This window comes from Psychrobacter sp. Pi2-1 (genome assembly GCF_904846645.1).
Classification (GTDB): Bacteria; Pseudomonadota; Gammaproteobacteria; order Pseudomonadales; family Moraxellaceae; genus Psychrobacter.
In genome coordinates, this window is the sequence record NZ_CAJHBO010000001.1 from 82,741 (window position 1) to 99,824 (window position 17,084).

The following is a 17,084-nucleotide window of genomic DNA, read 5'->3' on the forward strand; positions in this document are numbered from 1 at the left end:
TTGCAATAAAGGTGAGATATTAGGATTAATAAAAAAGGCTTCACTTGTAGATGAGATGTCTGTATTCAATGTCAAAAACACCATAAAACATCTAGACAAAACAAAAATCGATACTCATCAATCCATGCTTGATGGTCGTTACTATGATGCATTTCTGCTAGCATGAGTGCCATAAACAAAAACAATCATAGTAGCAAATTCTACATATCCATTGATAACGTTGACTTGCCAAATTTGCTATCAGTGTGCCATTGATGGTTATCGTTTACTAGTGTAGATGCCGATATTATAATAATCTTGCGACATTTAGTGTCGTTTTATACTATCATTCATATTTACTATGAAATAATCTCATTGTGGTTTTTAAATTGCCCTTTACAACCTGTATCTAAATAATACTTTCTATTGACGGGATTACTTAATATTATGCCATTGCGTCCCATTGATGCCATTTTTGTCCATCCAAAACAACGCTTATACGTCGTGTATTATCGCGGTGAGTTGTGGCAACTGCCACGTATGAAAATCGATGACAGATCATGGCAAAACAGACGACCCTATACGGATGATAGTAGCTCACTTTATTTGAGCATTCATCAAGCTATCAGCGACCCTGTACTTGCGCAGAAATTGAGAACGCTAGATCTCCCTGTAGCGGTACGTGGTAGCACGTTGCCACGTTTCGAAGCATGGTGGGAGGCACATGGGTTTAGATGGTTAAAAGACAGATTGTTAACCGGTGAATCGCCGTTAGCAGCGCATCAAACTACTACGCCTGCCAAAGTATTAAATGACCGATCTGATTCTCTAATAAATCGCCAAACCAATGACCATACTGATGAAAATAGTGAAGTTAATGAAGAACAAGTATCCACCCCTTCTGCGGACACGGATATCTTTGCAGACATGTTGGCTGAATTGACCGATGAAGTACTAGAACAAAAGCTTTAAAAACTAGATACCACCCTGTATATAAAATTTGCTATGAATCAACTAATAATAAAAGAGCAGTAATATATGAAAGACTACAAACTACTGCTGGCTGGGCTAATCTTGCTGCTGCTCACAATCTTTATCGCGGTCTTTATTTGGTTGTGGACCAGTAATCGAAAAAACACAGACCCATTGCCAATCATGGCAAGTGAAAGTGAAGCAGACCCTAGTACGAAAGGTGATGATTCAAGAGAGATTGCTGACAGTGTTTTATATATTCGAGCAGAGGAGAAGTTACAGGTACCTTTGGACGATATCATTGTGAGCTTTGAATCTCGTTATCCGCACGTGCAAGTGCTAGCGAGCTATGTCTCCTCTAACGACCTTCTCACAGTACCAAGTAGTGGTTCGACCAAAGACAAACTCTCTGACTTTGTGTTTGATACAGATATGATTATTACCAATGACGATAGCCTATCTACAGAACGGGTATCACTCCTACAGTCAGAATTGCAACAGGCACAAGATAGAAATGGTCAAAGTCAAAAAAGCATTGAGGGTGTTGGTACAAATGATGCTTTTGACAAGAATAATGATACCCGTATGCATAATAAAGATAAAAAGATACACACTCTAAATCCCTTTAACTATGCGCTAAAAGATGAACAAGCGCTTGAAGGTGTCATCCTGACAGACGATACAACTGCTATTAGCTTCCGTAATTTTTTACTATCGAGCACAGGTCAAGATATACTAAAAAAATATGATTATGAGAATATAAGTGGTTATAAGAACAGTGTAAATGACTTATTTAAACCAACCTCACAGGCAAAAAGTGCATCAGGTGATCACGCTGTAGATGTCACTGACGCGCTTAGCAATGGTGAGTAAGGATAAATTTTCTTTATTTATCTTTTGTTGATTGCTTTTATGACTGCTTTTTTCTACAATGTCACTCCATAATGCGCCTATAGCTCAACAGGATAGAGCAGTTGCCTCCTAAGCGATCGATCCGAGTTCGAGTCTTGGTGGGCGCACCAATTAAGATATGATTAGTACCGATTAAACCCTTGTAAGCCTTATGCTACAAGGGTTTTTTATTGCGTGTCGATAATACACCCTGACCTTCCATACCTTAACGATAGAGGTATCGACTAACACCTCTTAGAATACCTTTAAAATATCTGAAATTATCAAGGCGTTGACTAACTCACCACCAAAATAAGCGACCATACAGACCTTATAGTTTTATATTAATGCATAGAAAAAAATCACCCTAACTGTTCAAGTTAAGGTGATTTTTTATGGTGTTTGCAATATTGATAATAGCTAACTATCTAATCTCTAACTTAGAAAGAAGTACGGCGATAGTTACGATATTCAGGTAACCAAAAGTTCGCTTTTAATCGGCGTTGTAAATTTTCCGATGTGATAGGTAGTGCTAGTTTATCTTGAGCCGCTTGCAGTGCCACTGCATACGCTATTTTTTCACTGATCTCTCTGATAACTTTGATCGGCGGTAAGATGGCACCAGGTGCTTTTTCGTATTCCATTGATATATCTGCAAGGGCTTGGCTTGCTGCCGTTAGCATATTATCACTGATACCTGTCGCACGTGCTGCTAAAACACCTAGACCAATACCAGGGAAAATATAGCTGTTATTACACTGAGACACCTCAAAAGACTGACCTTTATAAGTGGTATGAGGAAACGGACTACCCGTTGCAACAATTGCCTTACCTTTACTCCAATTCATGACTTCTTGCGGCGTTGCTTCCACACGAGACGTTGGATTTGAAAGTGGTAGTACAATTGGGTGCTCAGTATTAGCACATAGCGATTCGATCACTTCTTGGGTGAACAGACCTTTTTGTCCGCTAACACCAAATAATACGGTGATTTTTGCTTGTTTAACCACTTGCGCTAAGCCGAGTTTCTTACTTTTGTCCCAGCTTGCAATAGCTGATTCTTTTTGTACTAATGGTTCTTGGAATTTTTGCAGCTCTGTCATGCCATCTGTCAATAAGCCATAGCGATCAACCATGAATACTTGACTACGAGCTTGCTCTTCAGTCAAACCTTCACGCTGCATTTGGCGAATAATATGCTCAGCAATACCGCAACCCGCAGATCCTGCGCCTAAAAATGCGATATTCTGTTGGCTAAGTTTTTGACCTTTATTTAGACACGCTGCAATTAGAGTACCAACCGATACCGCAGCAGTCCCTTGAATATCATCATTAAAGCAGCATAGCTGATCACGATATTTATTCAATAACGGGGTCGCGTTTTCCTGAGCAAAATCTTCAAATTGCAATAACACTTCTGGCCAACGGCGCTTAACGGCTTGAATAAACAATTCTACAAATTCATTATATTCATCGCCAGAGATGCGCGGATTTCTCCAGCCCATATACATAGGATCGTCAAGTAGCTGTTGGTTATTGGTGCCGACATCCAGCAAAATAGGTAGACAATAAGCTGGGCTAATACCACCACAAGCCGTGTATAAAGACAACTTACCGATTGGAATGCCCATACCGCCAATACCTTGATCCCCCAGACCCAATATACGTTCACCGTCAGTAACAACGATCACTTTGACGTTTTGTTTGGTGGCATTTTGTAGCATATCGTCGATTTTGTGACGCTCAGGATATGAGATAAACAAACCACGTTTACGACGATAAATTTGCGAGAATTTTTCACACGCCTGACCAACGGTTGGGGTATAAATGAGCGGCATGACTTCCTCGATATGCTGCTCAATCAGATGATAAAATAAGGTTTCATTGGTATCCTGGATGTTACGCAAGTAAATATGCTTATCCATCGCGTCAGTGAATGAGCTCAGCTGATGATAAGCACGTAATGATTGCTCCTCAATCGTTTCAATATTATGAGGTAATAGCCCCGTTAAATTAAAGCTACTACGTTCTTCTGATGAAAAAGCACTACCTTTATTCAATAAAGGTGTCTCTAAAAGAGCGGGTCCAGCAACAGGAATATATAAAGGACGCTTGTTTGACATAATGTAATCTTCTTATTAAAGGCATATGAGTGAAAGCCATACTGAGTGAAAGCTATGCTAGTGCTGCATTATACATAGCATCGACTGGTATTTAACAATAGATAACAAAATCATTTTGAATAAATATGCTTCTGAACTCGAGGCCACTGATACATTTACCGAGAAATAATAAAAAAGCACTACCAATCGGCAGTGCTTCTGAGGGTGTATTGAACAATTTATAATGGACAAACACTGAACTATTCAGCAACTTAGCTACTGATAAATAATCAGCCTAATACCAATTTTATAGTTCAGTTTTAAGGTTCAGTTATAAACAACACGAGCAATTGCGTTTGGTTTTCGAAATTTTACCAATACCCGGATTAAAGGTATTGGTTGGGTCCAAGCTTTTATAAAAGTTCTGCAAATCAGGTTCTGCTTCGTATAGGTGTCCGACATTATGCTCAGCAGGGTATTTGGCTCCGCGTGCGCTCAGTAGCTCTAACATCATTTTTTTAACAAGGTGTGCATCACTACCCTTCTTCAGAATATAGTCTTGATGGAATACATAACAAAAGAAGTGTCCGTAATACAGCTTCTTTTCTAAGTGTTGTTCAATGTCTTCAGGTAGGGTTTCAAGCCATTCTAATTCGTTACGTGGTATAGCAATATCCAATGCCAATATATCGCCGATGTCTTTTTCATGTATGACTTCATAACGTAATGCAGCACCTGCAGCGGCAAAGCGATGTAAAAAGGCACTTTCTGACTCTTGCTGACTACATTCAAAATAGCTACCCGTATTTGAAGCGTCGAAAAATACCTTCAGAAAATCCTGTGCTTCTGCTATGCCAGCATCACTCATTTTTAAGATAAGATGATGCTCATATTGGTCGCGATACTCTAGCATTCGCTTCGGTAAATGCTTTGGAAATATATTGGCGATGAACTGCATGACTTTGTCAGTGAAATGCTTTGGCATCCATGACCATTTATGGAATTTTGCATCCATAGCGCCTTTGATAGAAAACAGTCGAGGTAAGGCATTGGTACCAAGATGCTTAATACTTAAGAACGTGTCTTTACCGTATTTAGCGGATACATCGAATATATCACGATGCATGTACTCACCCACTTCAGGGATATTATCGAAGCTCGATAGTATCTGTCTTCTGAGCTGTGCAAGCTCACTCACACTGTTGGTGCCTATATAAAAGGTTTTCTCTTTTACAGCCGTTGGATAGGTATCAAGACGCACTGCAAATACCGCTAGCTTGCCAGCGCAGCCGCTTGCTTCATACAGTCTTCGCTTGTCAGCATTGAAACGACTTGGCGTACTTGCATTAACGTCTTTGACTCTGGCGATATATTCTTTGTCAGATGCCATCTTACCAGTGTCAGGTAATGCTCTTTTGTCAAAACTACCTGTTTGTAGGTTAGTAAGTATTTCTTCTGGAGTATCTCCTAACTCGACGTCTAGGTGATTAACCAGCACTAGCTGACCGTGCTTGTCTATTTGGGCAAACAAAGCAAGCTCGGTATAAGCAGGACCTCTTTTAACCAGTGCCCCACCAGAATTATTAGAGACACCGCCAATAATAGACGCACCTAATGTCGAGGAACCAATAACGGAGTGAGGCGCTCTATTTACGGCTTCAAGCTGACTTTGCAACTGATGCAACGTGGCGCCAGGTAAGCTAATCACTTGCTCGTTATCATTCACCAAATACAACTGGTTCATTGCAAGGGTGTTAATCACCACCACTGGCCTATCGTAGTCATTACCGCTCGGGGTTGAGCCTTCAGTCAGCCCTGTTTTTGCTGCTTGCATGATAATAATGCAGTCGCCTTCCACACATATTTCTAGACTACGCCAAATCTCCAGCAGCTTTTGTGGAAACAAAACGGCCAATGCAGCTCCGCCGCCAGAACGCCACCCCATTCTATAGTGCTCGTTTTTCTCTGGATCTGCTTGTACATTGCTAGCACCTAATACGTTCGTCAGCTTGTCTAACACTTGATCAGGGCTAATGATGTCTTGAGAAGGCATATTTGATGAGAAAAGGTTTGATGAATGCATATCAATCTCTTTATCTTGGAGGTTACATGTGCTTTATGGTGCTAAAGGACCTTGAAAACCGAAAATGTAAATGGTAGCCATAACGATTATTCCGCAGAACAATACATAATAGATGGTAGGTAAAATAGTGATTAGAACCTTTTAAACCGTCATATACAGTAATTGCTCATCAGTGTATCGATTAAATATTCAAAATTCCCTAAAATATTCTACGCCTTGTCAATACATTGATATATTGCATCAAAGGACAATGTTATTTTCTTTTTTTGCTATAATCTAAAACGTATTACACCAATTGGGGAACAAGTATGGGCAAAGCTGACGATATGGTTTTATTCGTCCAAGTGGTTGATGAAGGGTCATTTTCTCGGGTCGCTGAAAAGCTGTCATTAACGAATTCAGTGGTAAGCAAACGCATTGCAAGATTAGAAGAGAGCTTAAATGCTCAGCTACTTTATAGAACAACCAGAAAGTTAAGCTTAACCGATGCAGGAAGGACGCTTTATGACAAAGCTAAAATCGCTAAATTTGCCTTTCAGGAAGCTGAAAATGCTGTGACAGGCTACGGTGAGGACATGAAAGGTAACATACGTATAACCATGCCAGCAGTCTCTGCAAATCTAATATTGAGTGAATCCATTGCCGAATTCTGTAAACAACACTCAGAAATATCAGTAGATTTACAGATTACCAATCGATTGGTTGATTTGATAGAAGAAGGATTTGATCTGGCGATAAGGACAGCAGAGCTTGAAGACTCATCACTCATTGCAAGACGTCTTATAGATAGCCAGTGGGTCATATGTGCAACACCAGACTATTTAGAGCGACACGGTACACCTCAAACCCCTGAACAATTACGGAGTCATGAGTGTTTGGTCTATAAGTTTGATCATACGGCGAATGGTATATGGCCGCTATATATAGATGGCACGGAGCAACTGCTTCCTGTACAGGGTCGGTTTCATAGCAATCATCTTAATGCGATTAAACAAGCCACGCTCAGCGACCTAGGTATTGCCTTTTTACCACAAGCGCTTGTTTATGAAGAGATGCAGCAAAACACGCTCACTCAGATTTTGCAACGCTTTACACGAAAGAAAATGGGCATGTATGCGGTTTACCCCAAGGCACGGCAACCGGACCAAAAATTGAAACTGCTTGTAGCGCATCTGCGAGAATCATTACATCAAAAACAGGCTTACTACTGCTAATAACCTTTAGACAGATCAATAGGCTTGTCCACTCTAGCTGCTTCTCCGCTAATGCAATCCTTACGCGCATGGCATAGTTGAAAAATGGCGCATGATACAGGTGTAAACCTTCGAATGTGTCAACGGGTTCATACGTAAGAATAATGATAGGGATAATAGCCTGCCTTGCATGTTTAATACGTTAAATGCGATTTTCTTCCTACATCACTGCTTATGTCATTCTTCACGTAGATAGGATTTTGACATCAACAGTCATTAAAAATGTCGTTCTGATATGAAACTAGCCTTCAATTATCATAAAATACTCAGGTGTAAAGTTAGTAATATTATTATTAAACTGTTGAATTGTTTAATAAAATAATAAGTCAAGTGATGTGAAATTATCTGATACCTGCATAGCGATATTTTTGGGTTTTCTTTAATGTTTTTATAAAAATGAAGGTTGAATAATTAAGAAAAACCATCTAATAATAGATCTATAAGTTCTAGACATTTATCTAGCAACTTATGTCCACTACTATTAGGAAATAAATACAATGACGTATAAAAATGTAACTGTCGCGGGAAGCGGCATCCTAGGCTATCAAATTGCTTTTCAGGCCGCATTTCATGGTTTTAATGTCAGTGTCTATGACATCAATGATGAGGTTTTAGAAAAAGCAAAGTCAAAATTTCAATTGATGTGCAAGGCTTTTAGAAAGGATCTGAGGGCAACTCAAGAGCAGTTGGATAAGGCTTTTGATAATCTAAGCTATACCTCAGATTTAGCAGAAGCGGTCAAAGATGCTGACCTAATGATTGAAGCCATACCCGAAATTCCTGAAATTAAAATCGAATTTTATGAAAAACTTGCCAAACTAGCGCCAGAGAAAACCATCTTTGCGACCAATACCTCAACCTTACTTCCTAGTCAGTTTGCAGAATCAACGGGACGACCTGCTCAGTTTTTAGCGCTACACTTTGCCAATAAAATTTGGATGCATAATGTCGCCGAAATCATGGGGCATCCTGGCACAGATCCTAAAGTATTTGATGAGGTTGTTGCTTTTGCTACTGCCATCGGTATGGTGGCAATGCCGCTGGATAAGGAGCAACCCGGCTATATCATGAACAGTTTGTTGGCGCCTTTTATAGATGCAGCTTTGCAGTTGGTTGCAAAAGAAGTTGCCGATCCACATACGATAGATAAAACGTGGATGATAGTAACTGGCGCGCCGTCAGGCCCCTTTGCCATATTGGACACTATCGGTATCAACACTGCCTACAACATCACAAAACTATCTGCTGAAAAAACTCAAAATCCTGTGAGGTTCAAGGCTGCTCAATATTTAAAAAAGCAATTAATCGATCAAAACAAATTAGGATTCGCGACTGGTGAAGGATTTTATACGTATCCAAACCCAGCCTTTATGCGCCCTGAATTTTTGAAATAATAGATAGCTTTCAAACTGGATCTAAAACACAAAAGGCCATTCAAGCTTTATATTGCATCGCTTGAATGGCCTTGTCAGTTGCGCATTTTATCTAACTAAATATCTTGATATTAGGGTTTGCTTTCAGCGATAACTATCCAAACCTATCTAAGTTATGTTTGTTCACTAAAAAGAAAAGTCATATCGCGTCAATGCAATTATTTCAATTGGCACTGCATACTTCCAAGGCATACCGCCCGTACAGTAGAACTGGCCGTCTTCAAAAGCCACAATGCGAGATGTGAAGTCATTACCTACCTGATCTTTTAGAGCGTTCTCATCACTCTCGTCACACCATATACTTTGATGACCATCCTCAAGCATTGAACGAGTCAATTCGCTTCCAACAATTACTGTATCCATGTTGTTACTCCTATTCAATGACAATGATTAGTAAGCTAAACAAGTGGCTTAATAACAGCAATTACTTGAGCATCTTCGAACCTGTTTTATCTATCGTTAAAAAATATTGGTGGTTAGACAGATGAGCTTATAAATAGATAGTACAGATGTATTGTCAGCTAGAACAAGAAGTTGTAGACAGATGGTAGATTTTCATGCATAGGCTGTAAAACTAATCTGTATGTAGAACGTAACAGTCATTATATTGATAATGAGTTATAGCCCTACATCATCATGAGTAAGTGCCACTCTCTTTACTGAGACAGCGTACTCCCATAGATCACCTTTATCACAAACGAACTGGTCGTTATTGAAAGCTACAATAGGAACCAGTAATTCGTAGTAACCATTATCTATGGTTGCTATAGCATAATCATCGCTGACGTTGCTGACAGCACACCATACACAGTTGCTGACATTTTCCAAGATGGCTTTGGTTAACTCACTGCCCTGTAATTCAGCAATCATCTTAAGCCTCCAATATCTATCAAGTTAAACTATTACTTTATAGATAAATTCGTTTTTTGCAATATACGTGTATAACTCATAAGTTCTCGAAATACGCCTGACTCACTTCAAGCAGATTTTTTATAGTTAGAATTTATACTCAATCTATTCAAAGATATTTTTAATCTTATGCTCGATATACTGTCTTTTTAGCACGAAAAAACAGCTTTCATTTATGCTATAAAAGACTGCTTAATCGATGCTCGTTAACGCTTTACTAACATCTAAGAAATTGACAGCGGGGGGCAGCTTATACTACCCTTTATCACTCATTCACTTTATTAATCTTACTTCTTAAATAGTAAGATCGTTCCGGAGTAATCCCATGCAGTGGACCAAACCAGCTTTTCAAGACATTCGTATCGGTTTCGAAGTTACTATGTATTTCGAAGCACGCTAAAACTCATTAGCACTCAATCCATTAAAAGCCCTAGATGATTAGGGCTTTTATTTTTTTGGAAATATTGATTTATGTATATTCACGTTTTAGGCTCAGCTGCTGGTGGCGGTTTCCCGCAGTGGAACTGTAACTGCGATAATTGCCACGGTGTCCGTCAAGGCACGATTCAGGCAAAAACCCGTACCCAATCTTCGATAGCCATATCAGAAAATGGTGTGGATTGGATCTTATTCAACGCGTCACCTGATATCCGCCAACAATTATTTGAGTTCAAGGCAGCACAGCCAGCACGTCAATTGAGAGATACAGGCATCACCAATGTGGTCTTGATGGACAGTCAACTTGACCATACGACGGGGCTATTGACCCTGCGTGAAGGTTGTCCAATGCCTGTTTGGTGTACTGACATGGTCTATCAAGATCTAACGACAGGATTTCCTCTCTTTAACATGTTGAAGCACTGGAATGGCGGCTTGCAATATAATCAAATTGATCCAGAAAAGACGTTTAAGATTGAAGGATTTGACAATTTAGAATTGACGCCTTTGGTGATTAGAAGCTCTGCACCGCCCTACTCTCCGCACCGCAATGACCCGCATGATGGTGACAATATTGCGCTAATTGTGAAAGATGTAAAAACACAAAAACAACTCTTTTATGCGCCAGGTTTGGGCAAAATTGATGATGACGTTATGCAGATCATGCGCGCCTCTGATTGCGTGATGATTGACGGTACGCTATGGACAGACAATGAAATGCAAGAGTGCGGCGTCGGTACAAAGACCGGCCAAGACATGGGGCATTTACATATTAGTGGTGAAGACGGCTCGCTACATTATTTAGATCAGTTGGATAACGCTCGTAAGGTGCTGATCCATATTAATAATACCAACCCGATATTGAATGAACAGTCTGAACAAGCCGCGACATTAAAACAACATGGTGTTGAAGTAGCATTTGATGGTATGCAGATTGAGCTTTAATACAAACGGTAAGGCAAAACAGCAATCGTAAGGTGAGAACAATGCAAGAAGAAAACACAGCGCTAAGCCCAGAAGCGTTTGAACAAGCGATTATGGCTAAGGGTCAGTATTATCATATTTACCATCCTTTTCATATTATGATGCACGAAGGCAAAGCGACCCAGCAGCAGATCCAAGCGTGGGTCGCCAACCGTTTTTATTATCAGATCAATATCCCATTGAAAGATGCGGCCATTATGGCAAACTGTCCTGATCAGCGCGTGCGTCAAGAATGGATTCAGCGCATGATTGATCAAGATGGCGTCTATCCTGACGGCGGCGGCCGTGAAGCGTGGTTGGGTCTGGCAGAAGCAGTTGGTTTGACTCGTGAGCAAGTGATTTCTGAAGAGCTAGTGCTACCGGGTGTGCGTTTTGCCGTCGATGCTTATGTGAACTTTGCGCGGCGGACGTCATGGCGAGAAGCGGCGAGTAGCTCACTTACAGAGTTGTTTGCCCCGCAGATTCATCAGTCACGTTTAGAGTCTTGGCCCAAGCATTACCCTTGGATAAAGGAGCAAGGCTATACCTATTTCCGCTCACGCTTGAGTCAAGCGCGCCGCGATGTTGAGCATGGTCTGACCATCACACTCGACTCGTTTAAAACAGCCGGGCAACAAGAGCGTATGCTTGAGATCCTACAGTTTAAGCTCGATATCTTATGGACGATCTTGGATGCCTTGAGCCTAGCCTATGTGCATAACCAAGCTCCTTATCAAAGCGTTACCACTGACAATGTTTGGCATAAAGGATTGTTTAAATGAGTATACCTGCTAGTTTACCTAAGCTGGATCAATCCATCGTACCGGTATGGCGTCACGGTTATCGTTTTCAGTTTGAGCCTGCGCAAAACGCGTATGTCTTGCTCTACCCTGAGGGTATGATTAAGCTCAATGACAGTGCCAGCATCATTGGGCAACATATTGATGGTCAAGCGTCCATTGCTGATATTATCCAAAAGGTGCAAGCTATGTTTGGCGATATTCCCGAAATCGAGCAAGACATCATCGAATATATGCTGGTCGCCCAGCGTGAACATTGGATTGATTTAGTATGAATACGCCAGTCGGCCTACCGCTATGGCTGCTTGCTGAGCTGACCTATCGCTGCCCCTTACAATGCCCTTATTGCTCAAACCCTATTGATTATGCTCAGTATAAAGATGAGCTAACGACGCAAGAGTGGTTTGATGTGTTTGATCAGGCGCGTAAAATGGGCGCGGTGCAGCTTGGTTTTTCTGGCGGTGAACCACTGGTTCGCCAAGACCTAGAAGAGCTGGTCGCTTATGCGCACAATCAAGGCTTTTATACTAACTTGATAACATCAGGTATGGGATTGACCGAAGCTCGGATTGCGCGTTTAAAAGAAGCAGGTCTTCAGCATATCCAGATCAGCTTCCAAGCCAGCGATCCAACGGTGAACAATGCCTTGGCAGGTTCAAAACATGCCTTTGAGCAAAAGTATGAGATGTCACGTCTGGTCAAACAGTACGATTACCCGATGGTACTTAACTTTGTCATTCATCGGCAAAACATCGATCAGATTGACCAGATTATTGATCTCTGCTTAGAGCTAGAAGCCGACACGGTCGAGCTGGCTATTTGTCAGTTTTATGGTTGGGCGTTTGAAAACATAGAAGGTCTATTGCCAACCAAAGCGCAAGTGGTCCGAGCTGAACGCATTACCAATGAATACCGCAAGCAGATTGAAGAACGTGGTATTAAGTGCAAACTTATTTTCGTGGTGCCTGACTATTACGAAGAACGTCCGAAACCTTGTATGGATGGCTGGGGCAAGATTTTCTTAACAGTCGCACCAGACGGTACAGCCCTACCTTGTCATGCTGCCAGACAAATGCCAATACAGTTTCCTAATGTACGACATACTCCACTGTCAGATATTTGGTATGAATCTGCAAGCTTCAATCAGTTTCGCGGTGACGACTGGATGCCCGACATCTGCCAAAGCTGCCCAGATAAAGAGCGCGATTATGGTGGCTGCCGTTGCCAAGCCTTTATGCTAACTGGGGACGCCAAAAATGCCGATCCTGTCTGTGGCAAGTCGCCTTATCACTACCTGATTGAGGAGGCGCGTATCAACAGCGAGACGCCTGTACCTTTTGAAGAACTGCGCTTTCGCAATCCTAAAAACTCTAAACGATTAAGTATGAGTCAAGAGCAACTGATTCCCACGCGTACGGTTACGGATTAATGATGAATAACCAGCCCATAATTTTTGACGGTCATAATGATCTATTAACTCGTCTATGGCTAAGTTCAGCTGCCGATCCAGTGCATGATTTCATTTATGGTACGTTACCGGGGCATTTGGATTTACAACGTTGCAAAGAAGCGAATTGGATGGGCGGATTATTTTCTATCTTCTTGCCGCCCTATGCTTATGTGAAAAACAACCATCCTGAAAAACTATTTACTCCTACAAACTCAGACTTTACTCCGCAAGAAATCGTCGATATTTGCTGCGCTCAGTTGGCGTTTGCACAGCAATTACAGGCAAGATCTGATGGTCAAATCCAAATTTGCACCTCGCTAGAACAAATCAAAGCCTGTCAGCAGAATCAACAATTAGCTATCGTTTTGCATTTGGAAGGTGCTGAGTTTTTAGCCATACAGCCTGACCTGCTGGATGTGTTTTATGAGGCGGGGCTTAGAAGCATTGGCCCACTATGGAATAGAAAGAGCCTCTTTGGTGATGGCTTGAATGCATCCTTTCCACACTCTCCAGATACTGGATCTGGTCTGACTGCTCAGGGCAAAGCGCTTGTTTTGGCCTGTCATGACAAGCATATGCTGATCGACGTGTCGCATATGAATGAGCGTGCTTTTTGGGATACGCTAGAGATTGCCTGCCAGCCTATTGTGGCGACACACTCCAATGCACATGCTCTATGTCAGCAAGCACGGAACTTGACCGATCAACAGCTGGCTGCTATTAAACAAAGCGATGGTTTGGTTGGGGTGAATTTCGATGTGGCGTTTCTTCGTGCAGATGGGCAACGTAATACGCAAACATCACTCGATGTGATTGTCGACCATCTCGATTATCTGATCGACCATCTAGGCGAAGATCATGTTGGGTTTGGCTCTGATTTCGATGGTTGCTTACTACCTGATGAGTTATCTGATATCAGTCAAATCTCTATGCTGATTGAGCGAATGCAACAACGTCACTTCTCAAACCAACTTATTGAAAAGGTAACGTCAAAAAACTGGTTTACGGTGCTTGATAAGGTATGGCAATAATTATAATACCCATCAAGTAATTACTGTCTAGGAATTGCTGTTTTGCTCGTCTGTTCAAACAGGGTAATAATTAGTTTTCGTTTTACCTTAATACCTGCTCTACCCGTTCAATCAAGTATTCTTTGACCGCATTAAATAATGGATCGATTAAGCGCCGCTCTGGACAAATCAAATATAGTGGATAGTTGGCCACTTGCCAGCCGTCCAACTCCACCTCGACCAGTCTCCCTGCCTTTAAATCGCCGGCGATATCTAACTGAGACTTTAATGCGATGCCTTTACCCGCCACTGCCCAGCGGCGTACAACGTCACCGTCTTTACTTCTGCGATTGCCATCCACTGCCACACGTTTAGTCTTGCCCGCTTTCTCAAAAGTCCACTCGCTCAAATATTTTTCATCATGCCCCAAACGTAAGCAATTATGCTGCGACAAATCTTCCGGCATTTTTGGGATACCAATATCCTTATCAACTTTGCTCAAATACTCCTTTGACGCACACAGTATAGGGCGATTATTCAACACTATGGGTAATGCGACCAGTGATGAATCTTTGGGTGCGCCGTAACGTAGTGCCAAATCAATCTGCTGACCGTACAAGTCCACATAGCTGTCTGACATATGTAGCTGCACCGTCACTTTTGGGTGAATGTCTATAAAATCGTCCAACCACGGCAAAATTAAGTTTCGTCCCAAATCTGATGATGCCGACAGTCGAATGGTACCCGTCAGTTCAGCATCATTGTCATGTAGTCCTGCATAAGCGTTGTCTAAAATAGCCACCGCATCTCGGCAATGCTTTAAATATTGCTCCCCCTTGCTAGTTAGACGCAGCCTACGAGTAGAGCGAACAAATAATACCGTCTCAATTTCCGCTTCTAATCGCTTGACCGCTGCACTCACAACTGCAGGCGACAGATCTAAGTGCCGAGCACAGGCAGATAGGCTACCTAAGCGAGCGGTCTCAATAAAAATACGTAAATCCTGCAAATTTTTCATCGTCATGCCTTCGCTCAATTAACGTCTAACTTAGCAACCACCATCGCTTGCTGCTGCTAGCCTCATCATTATATAAAAATTATTGAAACTGTTTCTCTAAACCTGCTGATTATCAAAATCATTAATTATAGTAGCATGCACCTATAAGGTTTACTCACACATTTGGAGATACACGATGGATACTATAATACGGCCTACGAGCACACAGGATACTTAGGGCAAACCAAACGCGCCATATTTAAACCTGGCATGGCGATTATTCATAGAGGCTCGGTGCCACACGCCGCACATCCAATCACTAGTGGCAAACGTACCAATATGGTGCTTTGGCTGTATGGCGATAATATGCAAGTACCACGAGGAGTTGGGCTTAATAGTCGTATTGATGCCACTCAACGTTGGACTGACTGCTACGCATAGTCAGCCTGATAATTTCGCACCGTTTTAACAGCGGTACGCTATTGTTAGGTCAGACACAGCATAAAAGGTTAAGACAAGCATAAACATCCAAATGAGTGAGCACCTCTGCGAAAATACGTACTTAAATCAGTAGTAGCTAATAATTGATATGTTATAATGTTTCATTTTAACTATACAAAGGCTATTGTATGGCGACACCTTTTCAACGGTTACAAGCGATTGACGCACTTCGAGGGCTTGTGATGCTCATCATGATGGTGGATCATGTTCGAGAGACCTTTTACTTACACCATCAAGTTCCTGATCCAATGGTAATACCAGGAACGGATGAACCCCTGTTTTTCAGCCGAATGATTGCCCATTTATGTGCACCTGTTTTTGTGTTACTGACGGGACTGTCTGCTTATTTGTACCAACACAAACACAATAGTATTCAAATGACCCGCGAATTTTTAATCAAACGCGGGCTTTTTTTGGTGTTTTTGGAGCTGATTGTAATTAATTTTGCTTGGACAGCACAATTTCCACCTGACGTGGTGTATCTCCAAGTGATATGGGCGATTGGCTTCAGTATGATTGCGCTCTCGGCAGTTATTGGTCTGCCTAAAAAATGGCTGTGGCTACTCAGCTTGGTGATTATATTTGGTCATAACTTACTAGATACCGTCTCCTTTGCCGACATTCCTATCGTCCATCAACTGTGGCTGATACTTCATGAACGCGGCTGGATTGAGTTTGGTGAGGTGATTCGTTTTAGAACCTCTTATCCTGTACTACCTTGGATTGGCGTTATCATACTGGGCTACTGTATCGGTACATCTGTGTTCGGTGACTCTACGTCTGTGCAAAAGAGAAATCGTACGTTACTTACATTTGGCATGGTGAGTATCGCGTTATTTGTGGTACTGCGACTGGCCAATGTATACGGCGATCAAGCATGGCTGATGATGCCCACTCTGAGTGGAACCTTCATGAGCTTTATGAATCTCACCAAATATCCACCGTCGTTACTCTTTATATTGTGGAATGTGGGCATAGGACTGGTTTTATTAGTGATGCTCCAAAAAATTGAAACCAAATTATGGATAAAACCACTGGTAGTCATCGGTTCTGTGCCAATGTTTTTTTATATCGTACATCTCTATGTATTGAAACTGCTGTATGTATTTGCCGTTCAACAGTTCGGTATGACGCATGGAGAATATTTTGGTGTAAATAACGTCAGTACACTTTGGTTCATTGCGATTGCACTGAGCATTTTACTGTATCCTTTAATGCGTGCTTTTGCCAAATTCAAACATAGTAATAAGCACATTACTATCCTCAAGTATTTATAGCGATAGCTCCCAACGATATAAGAACT

Annotated in this window: 17 protein-coding genes and 1 tRNA gene; 13 read left to right on the forward strand and 5 right to left on the reverse strand. The window is 41.5% G+C overall.

Annotated features, from left to right (window positions below):
- Positions 1 to 426: 426 nt before the first annotated feature.
- The 3 genes from JMX91_RS00245 (at position 427) to JMX91_RS00255 (ending at position 1,973) form a co-directional block, all read left to right on the forward strand.
- Positions 427 to 951: a hypothetical protein gene (locus JMX91_RS00245; RefSeq protein ID WP_201547098.1), complete on the forward strand. Its 525-nt coding sequence runs from the start codon at positions 427 to 429 to the stop codon at positions 949 to 951.
- A gap of 66 nt (positions 952 to 1,017) precedes the next feature.
- Positions 1,018 to 1,824 (forward strand): hypothetical protein, encoded by an 807-nt coding sequence (locus JMX91_RS00250; RefSeq protein WP_201547099.1) that lies wholly within the window; start codon positions 1,018 to 1,020, stop codon positions 1,822 to 1,824.
- A gap of 73 nt (positions 1,825 to 1,897) precedes the next feature.
- A tRNA-Arg gene (locus tag JMX91_RS00255) sits at positions 1,898 to 1,973 on the forward strand.
- 309 nt (positions 1,974 to 2,282) lie between these two features.
- Here the strand turns inward: JMX91_RS00255 and JMX91_RS00260 are convergent.
- Positions 2,283 to 3,965 carry an NAD-dependent malic enzyme gene (locus tag JMX91_RS00260; RefSeq protein WP_201547100.1) on the reverse strand — a complete coding sequence of 561 codons (1,683 nt, stop codon included), beginning with the start codon at positions 3,963 to 3,965 and terminating at the stop codon, positions 2,283 to 2,285.
- Positions 3,966 to 4,275: 310 nt separating this feature from the next.
- Positions 4,276 to 6,027 (reverse strand): D-lactate dehydrogenase, encoded by a 1,752-nt coding sequence (gene dld, locus JMX91_RS00265; protein WP_265089141.1) that lies wholly within the window; start codon positions 6,025 to 6,027, stop codon positions 4,276 to 4,278.
- A gap of 308 nt (positions 6,028 to 6,335) precedes the next feature.
- Between dld and JMX91_RS00270 the strand changes: the two genes are divergently transcribed.
- Positions 6,336 to 7,241, forward strand: coding sequence for a LysR family transcriptional regulator (locus JMX91_RS00270; RefSeq protein ID WP_201547101.1), 906 nt, complete (start codon positions 6,336 to 6,338; stop codon positions 7,239 to 7,241).
- Between the two features lie 536 nt (positions 7,242 to 7,777).
- A complete protein-coding gene (locus JMX91_RS00275; RefSeq protein ID WP_201547102.1) occupies positions 7,778 to 8,674 on the forward strand; it encodes a 3-hydroxyacyl-CoA dehydrogenase in 897 nt (298 codons plus the stop codon).
- 165 nt (positions 8,675 to 8,839) lie between these two features.
- On the opposite strand, the gene JMX91_RS00280 is transcribed toward JMX91_RS00275, so the two are convergent.
- On the reverse strand, positions 8,840 to 9,076 hold the full coding sequence (locus tag JMX91_RS00280) for a hypothetical protein (protein ID WP_201547104.1): 237 nt from the start codon (positions 9,074 to 9,076) through the stop codon (positions 8,840 to 8,842).
- 255 nt (positions 9,077 to 9,331) lie between these two features.
- Positions 9,332 to 9,583 carry a hypothetical protein gene (locus JMX91_RS00285; protein ID WP_201547106.1) on the reverse strand — a complete coding sequence of 84 codons (252 nt, stop codon included), beginning with the start codon at positions 9,581 to 9,583 and terminating at the stop codon, positions 9,332 to 9,334.
- 364 nt (positions 9,584 to 9,947) lie between these two features.
- On the opposite strand from JMX91_RS00285, the gene pqqA reads away from it, so the two are divergent.
- The 6 genes from pqqA (at position 9,948) to JMX91_RS00315 (ending at position 14,304) form a co-directional block, all read left to right on the forward strand.
- Positions 9,948 to 10,022, forward strand: a complete 75-nt coding sequence (pqqA, locus tag JMX91_RS00290; protein WP_082894360.1) for a pyrroloquinoline quinone precursor peptide PqqA — start codon at positions 9,948 to 9,950, stop codon at positions 10,020 to 10,022.
- A 71-nt stretch (positions 10,023 to 10,093) separates the two neighbouring features.
- Positions 10,094 to 11,005 (forward strand): pyrroloquinoline quinone biosynthesis protein PqqB, encoded by a 912-nt coding sequence (gene pqqB, locus JMX91_RS00295; RefSeq protein WP_201547108.1) that lies wholly within the window; start codon positions 10,094 to 10,096, stop codon positions 11,003 to 11,005.
- 41 nt (positions 11,006 to 11,046) lie between these two features.
- Complete coding sequence (gene pqqC, locus JMX91_RS00300) at positions 11,047 to 11,805, forward strand: pyrroloquinoline-quinone synthase PqqC (RefSeq protein ID WP_201547110.1); 759 nt, start codon at positions 11,047 to 11,049, stop codon at positions 11,803 to 11,805.
- On the forward strand, positions 11,802 to 12,098 hold the full coding sequence (pqqD, locus tag JMX91_RS00305; RefSeq protein WP_201547112.1) for a pyrroloquinoline quinone biosynthesis peptide chaperone PqqD: 297 nt from the start codon (positions 11,802 to 11,804) through the stop codon (positions 12,096 to 12,098). The genes pqqC and pqqD overlap by 4 nt, the downstream gene beginning before the upstream one ends.
- A complete protein-coding gene (pqqE, locus tag JMX91_RS00310; protein ID WP_201547114.1) occupies positions 12,095 to 13,252 on the forward strand; it encodes a pyrroloquinoline quinone biosynthesis protein PqqE in 1,158 nt (385 codons plus the stop codon). The genes pqqD and pqqE overlap by 4 nt, the downstream gene beginning before the upstream one ends.
- Positions 13,253 to 13,254: 2 nt before the next feature.
- On the forward strand, positions 13,255 to 14,304 hold the full coding sequence (locus JMX91_RS00315; RefSeq protein WP_201547116.1) for a dipeptidase: 1,050 nt from the start codon (positions 13,255 to 13,257) through the stop codon (positions 14,302 to 14,304).
- A gap of 82 nt (positions 14,305 to 14,386) precedes the next feature.
- Here JMX91_RS00315 and JMX91_RS00320 read toward each other — a convergent pair whose 3' ends face one another.
- Positions 14,387 to 15,301 carry a LysR family transcriptional regulator gene (locus JMX91_RS00320; protein WP_201547118.1) on the reverse strand — a complete coding sequence of 305 codons (915 nt, stop codon included), beginning with the start codon at positions 15,299 to 15,301 and terminating at the stop codon, positions 14,387 to 14,389.
- Between the two features lie 162 nt (positions 15,302 to 15,463).
- On the opposite strand from JMX91_RS00320, the gene JMX91_RS00325 reads away from it, so the two are divergent.
- Complete coding sequence (locus tag JMX91_RS00325; RefSeq protein WP_201547120.1) at positions 15,464 to 15,721, forward strand: hypothetical protein; 258 nt, start codon at positions 15,464 to 15,466, stop codon at positions 15,719 to 15,721.
- Between the two features lie 188 nt (positions 15,722 to 15,909).
- Positions 15,910 to 17,058: a DUF1624 domain-containing protein gene (locus JMX91_RS00330; RefSeq protein ID WP_201547122.1), complete on the forward strand. Its 1,149-nt coding sequence runs from the start codon at positions 15,910 to 15,912 to the stop codon at positions 17,056 to 17,058.
- Positions 17,059 to 17,084 lie beyond the last annotated feature (26 nt).

Bases quoted from the DNA above. Each gene is read 5' to 3' on its own strand.
- JMX91_RS00245 (WP_201547098.1), top strand. From the start codon at position 427: ATGCCATTGCGTCCCATTGATGCCATTTTTGTCCATCCAAAACAACGC.
- JMX91_RS00250 (WP_201547099.1), top strand. From the start codon at position 1,018: ATGAAAGACTACAAACTACTGCTGGCTGGGCTAATCTTGCTGCTGCTC.
- JMX91_RS00260 (WP_201547100.1), bottom strand. From the start codon at position 3,965: ATGTCAAACAAGCGTCCTTTATATATTCCTGTTGCTGGACCCGCTCTT.
- dld (WP_265089141.1), bottom strand. From the start codon at position 6,027: ATGCATTCATCAAACCTTTTCTCATCAAATATGCCTTCTCAAGACATC.
- JMX91_RS00270 (WP_201547101.1), top strand. From the start codon at position 6,336: ATGGGCAAAGCTGACGATATGGTTTTATTCGTCCAAGTGGTTGATGAA.
- JMX91_RS00275 (WP_201547102.1), top strand. From the start codon at position 7,778: ATGACGTATAAAAATGTAACTGTCGCGGGAAGCGGCATCCTAGGCTAT.
- JMX91_RS00280 (WP_201547104.1), bottom strand. From the start codon at position 9,076: ATGGATACAGTAATTGTTGGAAGCGAATTGACTCGTTCAATGCTTGAG.
- JMX91_RS00285 (WP_201547106.1), bottom strand. From the start codon at position 9,583: ATGATTGCTGAATTACAGGGCAGTGAGTTAACCAAAGCCATCTTGGAA.
- pqqB (WP_201547108.1), top strand. From the start codon at position 10,094: ATGTATATTCACGTTTTAGGCTCAGCTGCTGGTGGCGGTTTCCCGCAG.
- pqqC (WP_201547110.1), top strand. From the start codon at position 11,047: ATGCAAGAAGAAAACACAGCGCTAAGCCCAGAAGCGTTTGAACAAGCG.
- pqqD (WP_201547112.1), top strand. From the start codon at position 11,802: ATGAGTATACCTGCTAGTTTACCTAAGCTGGATCAATCCATCGTACCG.
- pqqE (WP_201547114.1), top strand. From the start codon at position 12,095: ATGAATACGCCAGTCGGCCTACCGCTATGGCTGCTTGCTGAGCTGACC.
- JMX91_RS00315 (WP_201547116.1), top strand. From the start codon at position 13,255: ATGAATAACCAGCCCATAATTTTTGACGGTCATAATGATCTATTAACT.
- JMX91_RS00320 (WP_201547118.1), bottom strand. From the start codon at position 15,301: ATGAAAAATTTGCAGGATTTACGTATTTTTATTGAGACCGCTCGCTTA.
- JMX91_RS00330 (WP_201547122.1), top strand. From the start codon at position 15,910: ATGGCGACACCTTTTCAACGGTTACAAGCGATTGACGCACTTCGAGGG.